Genomic DNA, 12,056 nt, shown 5'->3' on the forward strand with positions numbered 1-12,056 from the left:
CGGTTCATTTATTGTAGGATGAAAGAAGAATGAAACGTAAGGAGCATCCATATAGATGAAAAACGAATTTTTTTCATATAATTCAAGACTCGGGATCCATCTTCCCCGGTTGTCGAAGGATTGGCACGCTTATTCTTCTTTAGAACAAGAAATGGTTCTTCTTGAATGGGAACGCATGCGTGGAATGATTCCTGACCGGATCCAGGAAATCGATGTGGAGATTGAGAGACTGCAGGCGGAGTTAGCCCAGGAAGACAATTTCGAGAGATCCTGCATGATCAATGGAGAGATTGCCGAGAGAGCTTCAGAGATCAATGATTTATGGATCTGGTATCGGACCACTCCGGATAAATCACAAAGGGGAATGATGTAAGCACATCACTCCCCTTCGTTTATTGGTCATTTTTCTTTTCGCGTAAATAGCGGTACTGATAATATTTTTCCGCAAAATCTGTAATTTTTCTGGAAAGCTGATAATTCGAACCCGCACCGATGGCGATGCTGACAAGGGGCAGACCGGACCACTTCTTCCCTTTGAACATAGTGATGGCCATGGCTTTAAGCGCCTGTTTCATAGATCCTTCCAGCCACGTGTAGTCTGTCAGCTGCTCCGATCCATCATAGAAGTAATTGGAATCTTTCTTATTTAAATCCTCCATCAGATCTTCCCAGGCAAGGGCACGGAGCCTCGCCGGAAGGGTCGCCGCATGAAACACCTTCAGTGACGTCATCATTTCAAATGGGGTCTGAACATCAAATCCATAGGTGATGGCAATGAGTTGCACCGAACGAAGATTGATGACGAGCATGGCAGGCAGATCAGAACCGATCGCTACCAGGCCGCCGGTCCCCGTAACCCCTCCTTGTAACAGAGAGTAGATGCGATGTCGTCCCGCATGCTGTTCCGCTATGTAATGAAGCTGATCAATCGTTAAATAATGAAGATCCTCGACCGTCTGAATGTCTTGATTAAAGGCTCGTGCCGTCACAAGGATGCGCTCACGGGCGTCATTTTGCATCTGTGAACCTTGAATCAGAGAGTGCATGTGGAACAACCAGCCATCCAGGCGCTGGAAAAATTGGCCCTGAACATCTTCAGGGATGGATTCAAATGCGTAATCCAACCATTTCACATATGTATGCTCCAAATCATTCGCTTCGTATTCAAATAATTCTTCTCTCCACGCTTTGATCGACTGCCATACCTGATTATCTCGTTCTGACCAATTCACTTCTCCCACTCCTTTTACATTCGTTAAATTACGTATAGTATACCATATCTAGGGAGGACATCACTTATACGCAAGAAAGTCTTTTGAATACTCTGTTATTTATTTTTCTTAAAAAAACAGGATCCCCCGAAAGGCGATCCTGCGCATATTTATTAGATATTTCCTTTTTCCACTACATCACGTGCAATCATGACTTCTTCGTTTGTCGGAATGATCATGACTTTTACAGGTGAATGCGGGTAGTTAACGAATGCTTCTTTACCGCGGACCTGATTACGTGCCGGATCCCAGTATACGCCCATGAATTCCAAGCCTTGAAGGACTCTTTCACGGATTAGCGTACTGTTTTCACCGATACCTGCTGTGAAGACAATTGCGTCTACACCGTACATGCGGGATGCATAAGAACCGATGTATTTATGGATACGGTTGGCGAACACTTCAAGAGCCAGTTCTGCACGCTCGTTACCTTCTGAAGCCTGTTGCTCGATGTCACGAAGGTCACTTGAGAATCCGGATACACCCAGCATACCGGATTTCTTGTTCAGGATGTTCAATACTTCATCAGCCGTTGATCCCGTTTTTTCCATGATGAACGGGATAAGAGCCGGGTCGATATTACCTGAACGAGTACCCATGGCAACCCCTGCTAAAGGAGTGAAGCCCATTGACGTATCGATGGATTTACCGCCTTCGATCGCTGCGATACTTGCACCATTCCCAAGGTGACAAGAAATCAGGCGGACTTGCTCTTTCGGACGACCAAGCATTTCCGCAGCACGCTCGGATACATACTTATGGGAAGTACCGTGGAAGCCGTACTTACGGATTCCGTAATCTTCATAGTACTCATAAGGAAGGCTGTATAAGAATGAGCTTTCCGGCATGGATTGGTGGAACGCTGTATCAAAGACAGCAACCGCAGGTACATTCGGCAATACATTATGGAATGCCTTGATACCCGTAAGGTTTGCCGGGTTATGAAGTGGAGCCAGATCAGAAAGTTCTTCAATCTTAGACACTACTTCGTCCGTGATCAGAACGGATTCATTAAAGACCTCGCCACCATGTACGACACGATGTCCGATCCCGTCGATTTCATCAAGTGAATCGATGATGCCAAAGCCTGTCAGCTTTTCAAGCAGCATCTTTACCGCTACCTCATGGTTCGGAATATCTGTCACTTCTTCACGTTTCTCATCATTAACCGTTATATTAAATACCGCATCATTCAGTCCGATACGTTCAATAAGACCTTTAGTAATAACCGTTTCTTCAGGCATATCAAAAAGCTGAAACTTTAAAGAAGAGCTTCCAGCATTAATTGCAATCACTTTTTTTGCCACGTTGTATCGCTCCTTTTGTTTTCGATCTCTTGACTCTTATTTATTCTGTTCATTGAATCATTTTTTATCTCTCAATTCCCCATTAAATCACTGACTCCCCTCTATTTCAAGAAAAAGCTTGAAATGACATCGTTTTCATGTTAAATTAAATATTTTCGCAAAAATTAGAATTCGTAGTGATATAGAGATAGTAGCGTGGAAGTTGGAGCTTGGAAGTCGACGCGGGTTTTGTCGAACCGTGCAGAACGGTCGATATATTGAAAAAACGGTTGATATATTATTTTAACGGTCGATATATCTGGATAATGGTTGATAAATCCGAATAACGGTTGATAAATCCAAATAACGGTTGATAAATCCAAATAACGGTCGATATCCTAAAATCGAATGCCTCGTTTCCTTCATACCCGTAACAGAAGGAGAATAAAACAAAAAAACAAGACCGCCATAGGGCAGTCCTGTCGATTACTATTGTTTATTCTGAGCAAGCCATTGATCGATCTTGGACATGATGTCCTGCAGGGCACGTTGATTGGATAGGCTTGGCAGCTGTGCAAGCAATACTTCTTTAGGTGGCTTGAGGCCATCTTTTTTCTTTTGAAGGACCAGGATGCTTTTCGCTGAGTTTTTGTTTTTGAACAGGGAAAGAGGCAGTTGTAAGAAGCCTTGGATGTCTGCCTTCTCTTTCAAATACGTTTGCAGCTGTGCGCTGTATGGAGATTCGAAAAGTCCATTTGGCACGATGAAGAAAAGGTATCCTCCGTCTTTCGTGTGCTTCAGGCTTTGTTCTATAAACAGATGATGGGCATATGAATGGCCTTCTTCTGCTTTCAACTCATAATCCTGTGCTCTCAGATCGTTCGGGTAATAGCCGATTGGCAGGTCACACAACACAAGGTCTACGGGATCGATGAACAGCGGTTCGATTGAATCCTGATTGAAGAGCTGTAATGGATGTTTTTGAAGGTCTGCTCCCACGTATGCGAGTTTGATTAATACTTCATCAATTTCAACCCCGATGGATTGTGTTTCTTTTCCTGGCATCTGGTTTAGAACCGTCGTCAGGAGGTTTCCTGTTCCGATCGCCGGGTCCAGGATGGTGAGTTGGTCTGTACCCCGGGTGAATTTATTGACTAAGTAGCTGATAAATAAACCAAGAGAGTCCGGCGTCATTTGATGGTTGGGTTGTACGTTTTCTTTCATCCCTTTTAGTATCGCGAACTGAAAGGCTTTACGGATATTTTCATTCTCCAGCTGAGAGAGACTCACTTCATCGTACTTTTTGTTCAGGCGTTTCTTGGTCAGCTCACTTATTTCCTCTTGCAGGACGTCACCCTGAAATAGGTTTTCCCCTGTTTCGGCAACGGCTTCTAAATAACTGCACGCTAATTCCTCTTGCAGCAGTGTAGCCGTTTCATCGATTATTCCAAATAATGATTCGACTGGTGAATTAATCATCGGCACTCATTCCTTTATCACAATTTCATTCATCTATTTTACCTCTGTCCACAACGTTTGTAAAAAAAAACAATGCTGACCATGGGTAAATCAGGTCAGCATGTCTCGAGAATATTCTGGTTGGGACAGGATTATTTCGCGTTTTTCACTGCTTCAACGGCAGCGTCATAATCCGGATGGTCAGTCGCTTCGCTTACATATTCCACATACGTTACTTCATCATTGCTGTTTACAACGAATACAGCACGTGCAAGAAGACGAAGTTCCTGGATGTGAACGCCGAATGCTTCACCGAAAGAAAGGTCGCGGTGGTCGGATAGAGTTTGAACATTCTCAATTCCGTTTGCCCCGCACCAGCGCTTTTGAGCGAATGGAAGATCCACGGAAATCGTCAATACTTCTACATTATCAAACTTGGTAGCTTCTTCATTGAATTTTCTTGTTTGTGCATCACAAACACCTGTATCGATGGAAGGAACGACACTGATCAAACGCACCTTGCCTTTGGAATCATTCAGTGTGACTTCCGATAAATCATTAGCTAATACTGTGAAGTTAGGAGCTTTGTCCCCTACTTTTACCTCATTACCTAATAGAGTGACAGGGTTATTCTTAAACGTAATGTTTGCCATTATTTGTTCCTCCTCCATAATGATATGTACATGTTAATAGTACAGAAAAACGATACGGTAAAGCAAATCATAGGGGTTCTTTTCAAAAAAAAAGATGAGCTCACTCATACTAGAGTAAGCTCTCTATCTTTTACAGATCAAGTTTTTGATTGTGATTACCCTGACTGTTATTGTCCTGCTTATTCTCGTTCTTTTTCATCATACCCTGGATTTTGTCGATGGCACCTGGAGCTAAGTCCAGCAGGCGATCGATCAGATGAGTGCTTTCATCCAAGTGAAGCATCTTGATTCCTTTTGAACTGACGATCAGGAAAGCGATCGGCGTGATGGAGACACCGCCCCCGCTACCTCCACCGAATGGCTGCTGTTTAGGGGATGACTTGTCACTTCCTCCGTCTCCGCCTTTTCCGCCACCGTCATCTTTTCCTTTGCCTCCATCAATGATGAACTCACTTCCGCCTGCAGCAAATCCAAAGCCAACCTTTGATACAGTCAGGATGACACTTCCATCGGGTGTTTCAACGGGATCACCGATAATCGTATTCACATCGATCATTTCTTTTAAATTTTCCATTGCCGTGGTCATTAGACCTTCAATAGGATGTTCTGACATGTAAAGACCTCCTTATTAAACTGAATGTTTTTCTCCAGAAAGTGTGGAGAGGGGTTTTGTCTTGAACTTAGTCATACCGCCTCTCCAGTACCGAAGTATCTTGAAACCTACTAGGATAGCATTCCCTATGCGAAACTGGATAATACATGAAAATTGAGTTTGGATCACAGCGTGCTGAAAAGTCGGAGTCACCTCTATGACGGGCACGGACTGAAGGCGCATATATCCACTCAGAATGCCGATGATACTTCCTTTCATTCCCCAAATTGTTCCTGTTAGGGTACCTGTTGAAGCTGCATCACCAGTGCCGAATAACGTTTTCCATTGCACATGATCCAATTTGACCTTCTTGAGAAACGACCTGATGATTCTGTGAAGTGATTGGACATGTATGATGATCTCCTTCGTATCATTCAAACTATCTATAAAATCATTTGGAGTGATTTTCTTTTTAGAAACTTTTTTATTTGATGGATTGCTTTCATTACCTTTTTTCTTCTCTTCCTCAAACACGACATTCGGACCATCGTCATCGAGTTTGACTAACGGAATATCGATTGTATACTTGATCAAGCCAAACCATGCCCTCAGCTTCACCTTGAAATGGTCATTATCATTTCCGTGGTACAACGAGAGAGTAACGGTCAGCTTCGTAATAATAAGAAGAAAAAAGATCAACAAGATAAGTGCCATAACGATTAGTAACGCCCAAATCCACCAGCTCATATTTTCACACCCTTCAACCTCTTATTATGGCCTTTGCCTGGGAAAATAAACTAAGGAGGAGAGATTTTGTGCGGGGTCGGGCTTGTTTTATGGCTAAAAAGAGTATTATTTGAAGAAATCACTTGCGATATTGTATTTTTTCCGGTCACGGGATGATTCTAGGTTAACGCGAGGGCAATCCAGACGTCACCTTTATAATGATTGCGTCGTTCTCCTTTGGAATTGCGTCTTTTTTTCATTTATTGCGTCATTTCTAACCTTAATTGCGTCGTTTTTCGGTTAATTGCGTCGCTTTTAACATATATGCGTCTTTTTACATTTAATGGAAAACACAAAGCTTTTACCTCAAAAAAAAACCAAACCCATATAAACAGGTTTGGTTTCTATTTATAGTGCCGGATTAAACTCCAGCTTCTTCTTTTCCTGAACCACCGTCGTATCTGCAAACAAATCATGTATCCCTTGTTTTTTATTCGTGAAGGCTACGACCACGTAGAGAATAAAGATCGTGGTAGAGATAAATCGGCCGATCAGCTCTCGAAATATAATCGTTCCCCACGAAGGCTTCCTTCCTTTTAAATCGATGACCTTAATGCCGAACACCATTTTACCGATCGTTTGGCTGAAGTATTTGGTCATCAGAATGAAGTAGCCATAGAAGACGATACTTGTTAATATCGAAATCGGTGCAAACATGGAGCCTTCCGAAAGGGAAATGTCCAATAGTTTAAAGACTGGATTCACGATTAACCGGGTAATGCTGCCAATCACGATAAGGTCCAGTAAGTACGCCCAGAACCTTATCCAAAATCCTGCCAAGTAATATCCGTCGTTGAGCCTTGATGAATCAGGAGATGGGGAATCGATTTCGATCCGCTCCCGCTCTTCATCATGTAGTACAGAACGATCTTGTGTGTCACTCACTTCATTCACCTTCCTTATTCAGAGTATAGATACATTAATCGCGGAGAATTTGGCTTAGATAGCAGCTTCATTAATGCGGCTGCTTCCATGTCCTGCCCTATCATTTTCTTTGCACCCATACTGAAGAATTCGGAGAAAGGATCGCCTGCCGTATATTCAAATACTTGAGCACCTTTTAACTTATAATCTTTTTTCATGGCTTCAATGGTATCCTCTACATAGCCGAATTCGTCAATCAGATTGACTTCTTTGGCCTGGATTCCATCATATACTCTTCCGTCAGCGATTTTCTTGACCTCTGCTTCTGACATATCTCGGCCACTTGCAATGACATCGACGAATCCTTCATAGGAATTATCGATCATCGACTGTAGTATTTTTCTTTCTTCATCCGTCATTTTACGGGTCGGGCTCATGATGTCTTTATACGGTCCACTCTTGATGGTCACGAAATCGACTCCATATTTCTCTGCGAGCTCCGAGTAGTTGATGCTTTGCATGATCACACCGAGTGAACCGGTCAGTGTTTCTTTGCTGGCGAATATTTTCGTAGCCGGTGCAGATATGTAGTAACCTCCGGAAGCTGCAGTGCCCCCCATTGATACATAAATCGGCTTTTTCGCTTTATCCATGATTTCGACAAGCTTCGAATGGATCTGAGCACTCTCCACTACGCCGCCGCCAGGGGAGTTCACTTTTAAAATAATTCCTTTGACAGATTTATCTTTTTGAACCGCATCCAGCTTATCCATAAAGAGTTCGTGGTTGTATCCCGGGCTTTCAAATAGAGAATTAGCGCCTCCCGTATCCTGAATGACACCCTCTACTTCTAAAACAGCGATCCGTTTCTGAGCATTCCCCTCATCAATCACTTCTTCTGAAAAAGGGTTGTCTGTTGCGCCAAGCATGTCTTCAAAGGCTTTATTAAAATCACCGGTCGCAGCAGATGTAGCGAAATTGACTACGACAGAAACAAAGAATAACACTACAGCAATCCCTAATGCCGTCCATCTTTTTGCATTCATCTTGTATATTCCTCCCTTGTTTACCCTATCTTATGTAAGGATATGAATATCATTCTCACGTGAAAACATGATAGAATATTCACTAAGTTAGATTCTAGCAAAATTTTAAGTAAATGGGAAAAATTATCTTATTTTTTTATTTCAGGGAGGGTACATACGATGAATAACCGTCGAAATATTTATTTCTATGCCTTAAAAGAAAAAGGGATGCAGGCAAAGCTGGATCGATTATACGAGCTTGCCAACCGTTATGATTTCAACATTGTCGATTCTCCAAAGACAGCGAATATCATTGTCAGTATCGGAGGGGATGGAACGTTTCTTCAAGCTGTCCGCCAAACCGGCTTCAGACAGGATTGCTTGTATGCTGGTGTTTCTACAGGTGGCACCCTGAGTATGTATTGTGACTTCCATATTGATGACACGTCCAAAATGATCGAAGCGATGACAACCGAGCAAATCGAGGTACGCAAATATCCTACCCTTGAAATCACCGTCGATAACCAAACCTCCTTCCATTGCCTGAATGAATTCAGCATCCGCTCCGGCATCATCAAAACCTTCGTCATGGACGTATTCATCGATGATAACCATTTTGAAACGTTCCGTGGAGATGGAATGATCATTGCCACTCCGACGGGAAGTACGGCTTATAATAAATCAGTAAGCGGAGCCGTGGTGGATCCGATGCTGCCTTGTCTTCAAGTGAGTGAGATGGCGTCCTTGAATAATAACCGCTACCGTACGCTCGGGTCTTCCTTCATTCTAAGCGATAAGCGCCGCTTGGTTCTCAAGATCGTTCAGGACGGTAATGACTACCCTGCAATGGGGATGGACAATGAGGCTCTTAGTATTCAACACGTGGAAAAAGTCGAAGCGAAACTAAGCGATAAAATCATTAAAACGGTAAAATTAAAGGATAATTCGTTCTGGGAGAAAGTGAAGCGTTCGTTTTTATAAAATAATGGGGTTCTGAATGGGTATCAGAACCCTGTTTTTCCTCTCTGTTGTGGGAAAACCAGGGGACATGTGCCACTTTTGACCAAACTTGTGCCACTTTCCGGAAAACTTGTGCCACTTTCAACCAAACTAGTGCCACTTTCCCCATTCGTTGCGCCAAATGGTGAACAAAACCAAGGTCCGTCCCTATACAAAACGCTCCAGCACATGCTGGAGCGTTTCGCATTTCATCAAGCGGATAATCTCGCTTCCCGTCTTCGCTTTCTGGCGTATTGCACTCTTGAAGCTGTGAAGATCGTTAAGGCGAGCCATATGAACATAAAGGAAATGAGATGGGTGAATGAGAATGTCTCGTTATAGACCCATATGCCGAGTATCAACGTGAGGGTCGGTGCAATGTATTGCAGGAATCCGACCATATAAAGCGGGATTAGCTGAGCCCCCTTTGAAAAGAACAATAAAGGGATGGCGGTTACCGCCCCTGCACCCATCAATAAGAGGTCCGTCCCTAACGATACATGGAAAAGGGACATGGAACCTTCATTGTACATGTAGCCAAGGTAGAGTAGGGACACTGGAGCGATGGTTAGGGTTTCCAGGGTCAGGCCGATGGAGGATTCGACTTGGATGAGTTTTTTGGCTAATCCGTATAGTCCGAAAGAGAATGCTAGACCAACCGCGATCCATGGAAAGTCCCCGTAGGATATCGTTAAAATCAGAACCCCGATCGCCGCCAATCCAAATGAGACCATTTGTGCCTTTGACAAGCTTTCCTTCAGGATGAACACCCCTAACAATACGCTCACCAGGGGATTAATATAATAACCCAGGCTCGCTTCCACCATTTGATTTGTATTCACGGCCCATATATAAATAAACCAGTTCGTACTGATCAATAAAGATGCAAGAAGTAAGGCAAACAGCTGCTTCTTTTTCGTAAGAGATGTTTTTATATATGCGGTAAAGTCCTTCCACCGTTTACTTAGGAATAAAAATAACAGCATAAACCAAAAGGACCAAAAAATGCGGTTAGCTAGGATCTCATAGGCGGAAACATGATTTAACCATTTCCAATAGATCGGGAGAATTCCCCATAAAAAATATGAAAAAGCTGTGTAGATGATTCCAGCTTGATCTTGCCTCATAAAAACACCCCCAAAAACTATTTCCGTTTCCGAAATATCTCCATTATATCGGTGAAAAGTTTTGGGGGCAATGATTATTTATTTTTTTTATAAACGATGGTCTCGTCTACAATCGTCATATCTACTATTTTATTTAACAATTGGTCGGCATCCACTTTGAAAGGATCCATGTCTAAAACGGTAAAGTCCGCCGTAAACCCTTCACGTATCTGCCCCCTGTCACTTTCATGGTGACAGGCATAGGCACTTCCCTTTGTAAACAGGGAGATGGCTTCATACATCGAAAGTTTTTCTTCAGGACGATACTCTATTTTGTCAGGGTCCAATGGATTCGTTCTCGTAACCGCCGCATGAATCCCCCAAAGAGGATTGATCGGCTCGATTGGCGCATCAGATCCGCCCGCACATGGAATGCCTTCCTCAAGAAGTGTTTTCCACGCATAGTTATATTGCATGTTTTCCTCTCCAAGTCTCTCAACCACCCAAGGAAAATCCGACGCAACAAACCTTGGTTGAATATCAAGAATTAACGGGAGATCCTTTATCTTTTCAATCAGCTCTTTACGCAGGATTTGGGCATGAATGAGTCGATCTCGTCTTCCGAAGTGAGATGGCTCTTTCATGATGCTATTCAGTACATTTTCAAATGCCTGATCACCAATCGTATGAACGGCAATCGGAAGATCATACTTTCTGGCCTTCTTCACAAGTTCAAGAAGTTTTTCGTTTGTATGGATGCTGACTCCGGTCGTACTTGGATCATCGGCATATGGATAGCTTAATAGAGCAGTCCTGCCGCCCAAAGCCCCATCAGCAAAGATCTTCATGGCGCCGAATTCAATAAATTGAGTGCCGCTGAGGAAGTGATGACCGTCTTCCTTCCAATCTTCTATCACTTCATGATGAACCAATAGATGAGCCCTGAATTTTTTCTGGCCTTCGGTGATGGTTTGTACAAATGCATCATACGTTTTCTTAAAGTTTCCATAGTAGCTTAAATCTTCTGTATGACCACCTACCAGTCCGTGCTCCCAGCAGCTTTCGATTCCTTTCGTCAGGGCACCCACAAGATACTCGGAGGAGATGGCCGGCAAGGCATCGATCATCAGATCCTGAGCCTTATCCTTTAACAAACCGTTCAATGCTCCATCCTCATCCCTCTCAATCAAACCTCCGGAAGGATCAGGAGTCCCTTCATCGATACCTGCATTTTTTAAAGCAAGTGAATTCACCACCATGGCATGACGGCAAATGCGTTTCAGGAGTACTGGATGATGGGGTACGACTTCATCAATTTCCCGCTTGGTTAAAACCGCCGCATCACTCCAGAGGTTTTCGTTCCAGCCTTCGCCGATGACCCATTCACCTTTTTCAAGGCCATTTGCTTTTTCTTTAATTGCTTCTAAAACTTCCTGCTTACTATTCATACTGGAAAGATCCAGTCTCATTAACGTTTCGCCGTGACCGATCAGATGCATGTGACTATCGACAAACCCGGGAAACATCACTTTTTGCCCAAGATCTACTTCGGACTCAATCGTGAATTGTTCATTCTTTAGCAGGTCTTCGGATGAGCCCAGCCCTTTGATGACCCCATCTTCCGTATAGACCGCTTCAACATGATGTCCTTCCTCTTGCATTGTGTAAATGATTCCGTTTTTCCATAAAGTGCCCATGATGTATACCCCTTCTTTATAAAAAAATTCTGTTTTTCAAATGTACCATATTATAGGAAGAATCTGAAAGAGAAAGCTTTTTCATAAGGTTCTTTTCATAAAGATTGTTGTTTTCTAAAATAGTATCTGCGAGAGCTCTGTCAACCAGTTTATGCTGGATGGTGAGGGGAACTGCTCCGCTTTCCGCGGACGTTCGGCCGAGCCTCCTCAGCTTCGCTTCCGGGGTCTCGGCACGTCCGTACTTCCGCAGGAGTCTACGCAGTTCCCCCTCACCATCTTTAACAGAATTTTCTTGACAGATCTTCAAGGTGTGCAAGAA

Annotated in this window: 14 protein-coding genes; 2 read left to right on the forward strand and 12 right to left on the reverse strand. The window is 43.3% G+C overall.

Annotation, left to right across the window (positions count from 1 at the left end):
• The first annotated feature begins 55 nt into the window (after positions 1 to 55).
• On the forward strand, positions 56 to 373 hold the full coding sequence (locus ACIFOD_RS06500) for a hypothetical protein (RefSeq protein WP_430313981.1): 318 nt from the start codon (positions 56 to 58) through the stop codon (positions 371 to 373).
• Positions 374 to 392: 19 nt separating this feature from the next.
• Here the strand turns inward: ACIFOD_RS06500 and ACIFOD_RS06505 are convergent, their stop codons facing one another.
• From ACIFOD_RS06505 to sppA, 9 genes are all read right to left on the reverse strand, one after another.
• Entirely contained in the window at positions 393 to 1,232 is an 840-nt protein-coding gene (locus ACIFOD_RS06505) for an EcsC family protein (RefSeq protein WP_397551852.1), read from the reverse strand.
• 152 nt (positions 1,233 to 1,384) lie between these two features.
• Positions 1,385 to 2,578, reverse strand: coding sequence for an acetate kinase (locus tag ACIFOD_RS06510; protein ID WP_148970924.1), 1,194 nt, complete (start codon positions 2,576 to 2,578; stop codon positions 1,385 to 1,387).
• A gap of 164 nt (positions 2,579 to 2,742) precedes the next feature.
• Positions 2,743 to 2,940 carry a hypothetical protein gene (locus tag ACIFOD_RS06515; protein ID WP_430313982.1) on the reverse strand — a complete coding sequence of 66 codons (198 nt, stop codon included), beginning with the start codon at positions 2,938 to 2,940 and terminating at the stop codon, positions 2,743 to 2,745.
• Positions 2,941 to 3,046: 106 nt separating this feature from the next.
• The gene (locus tag ACIFOD_RS06520; RefSeq protein WP_430314038.1) at positions 3,047 to 4,033 is read right to left on the reverse strand and encodes a class I SAM-dependent methyltransferase; all 987 of its coding nucleotides are present in this window, start codon (positions 4,031 to 4,033) and stop codon (positions 3,047 to 3,049) included.
• A 134-nt stretch (positions 4,034 to 4,167) separates the two neighbouring features.
• Entirely contained in the window at positions 4,168 to 4,668 is a 501-nt protein-coding gene (gene tpx / locus ACIFOD_RS06525; RefSeq protein ID WP_034756208.1) for a thiol peroxidase, read from the reverse strand.
• Positions 4,669 to 4,798: 130 nt separating this feature from the next.
• Positions 4,799 to 5,281 (reverse strand): GerW family sporulation protein, encoded by a 483-nt coding sequence (gene ytfJ / locus ACIFOD_RS06530; RefSeq protein ID WP_428976641.1) that lies wholly within the window; start codon positions 5,279 to 5,281, stop codon positions 4,799 to 4,801.
• A gap of 15 nt (positions 5,282 to 5,296) precedes the next feature.
• Positions 5,297 to 6,007 carry a DUF2953 domain-containing protein gene (locus tag ACIFOD_RS06535; RefSeq protein ID WP_430313983.1) on the reverse strand — a complete coding sequence of 237 codons (711 nt, stop codon included), beginning with the start codon at positions 6,005 to 6,007 and terminating at the stop codon, positions 5,297 to 5,299.
• Between the two features lie 387 nt (positions 6,008 to 6,394).
• Positions 6,395 to 6,880: an RDD family protein gene (locus tag ACIFOD_RS06540; RefSeq protein ID WP_430314039.1), complete on the reverse strand. Its 486-nt coding sequence runs from the start codon at positions 6,878 to 6,880 to the stop codon at positions 6,395 to 6,397.
• 65 nt (positions 6,881 to 6,945) lie between these two features.
• On the reverse strand, positions 6,946 to 7,956 hold the full coding sequence (sppA, locus tag ACIFOD_RS06545) for a signal peptide peptidase SppA (protein WP_430313984.1): 1,011 nt from the start codon (positions 7,954 to 7,956) through the stop codon (positions 6,946 to 6,948).
• A 159-nt stretch (positions 7,957 to 8,115) separates the two neighbouring features.
• Between sppA and ACIFOD_RS06550 the strand changes: the two genes are divergently transcribed.
• The gene (locus ACIFOD_RS06550) at positions 8,116 to 8,916 is read left to right on the forward strand and encodes an NAD kinase (protein WP_430313985.1); all 801 of its coding nucleotides are present in this window, start codon (positions 8,116 to 8,118) and stop codon (positions 8,914 to 8,916) included.
• A gap of 230 nt (positions 8,917 to 9,146) precedes the next feature.
• On the opposite strand, the gene rarD is transcribed toward ACIFOD_RS06550, so the two are convergent.
• The 3 genes from rarD to ACIFOD_RS06565 form a co-directional block, all read right to left on the reverse strand.
• Complete coding sequence (rarD, locus tag ACIFOD_RS06555) at positions 9,147 to 10,061, reverse strand: EamA family transporter RarD (RefSeq protein WP_430313986.1); 915 nt, start codon at positions 10,059 to 10,061, stop codon at positions 9,147 to 9,149.
• 74 nt (positions 10,062 to 10,135) lie between these two features.
• Positions 10,136 to 11,737 carry an amidohydrolase gene (locus ACIFOD_RS06560; RefSeq protein WP_430313987.1) on the reverse strand — a complete coding sequence of 534 codons (1,602 nt, stop codon included), beginning with the start codon at positions 11,735 to 11,737 and terminating at the stop codon, positions 10,136 to 10,138.
• 16 nt (positions 11,738 to 11,753) lie between these two features.
• Positions 11,754 to 12,044, reverse strand: coding sequence for a hypothetical protein (locus ACIFOD_RS06565; RefSeq protein WP_430313988.1), 291 nt, complete (start codon positions 12,042 to 12,044; stop codon positions 11,754 to 11,756).
• Positions 12,045 to 12,056 lie beyond the last annotated feature (12 nt).

Source organism: Rossellomorea sp. NRS-1567, assembly GCF_050467885.1.
GTDB classification, from domain to species: Bacteria; Bacillota; Bacilli; order Bacillales; family Bacillaceae_B; genus Rossellomorea; species Rossellomorea aquimaris_C.

Bases quoted from the DNA above. Each gene is read 5' to 3' on its own strand.
- ACIFOD_RS06535 (WP_430313983.1), bottom strand. From the start codon at position 6,007: ATGAGCTGGTGGATTTGGGCGTTACTAATCGTTATGGCACTTATCTTG.
- ACIFOD_RS06560 (WP_430313987.1), bottom strand. From the start codon at position 11,737: ATGGGCACTTTATGGAAAAACGGAATCATTTACACAATGCAAGAGGAA.
- tpx (WP_034756208.1), bottom strand. From the start codon at position 4,668: ATGGCAAACATTACGTTTAAGAATAACCCTGTCACTCTATTAGGTAAT.
- sppA (WP_430313984.1), bottom strand. From the start codon at position 7,956: ATGAATGCAAAAAGATGGACGGCATTAGGGATTGCTGTAGTGTTATTC.
- rarD (WP_430313986.1), bottom strand. From the start codon at position 10,061: ATGAGGCAAGATCAAGCTGGAATCATCTACACAGCTTTTTCATATTTT.
- ACIFOD_RS06550 (WP_430313985.1), top strand. From the start codon at position 8,116: ATGAATAACCGTCGAAATATTTATTTCTATGCCTTAAAAGAAAAAGGG.
- ACIFOD_RS06500 (WP_430313981.1), top strand. From the start codon at position 56: ATGAAAAACGAATTTTTTTCATATAATTCAAGACTCGGGATCCATCTT.
- ytfJ (WP_428976641.1), bottom strand. From the start codon at position 5,281: ATGTCAGAACATCCTATTGAAGGTCTAATGACCACGGCAATGGAAAAT.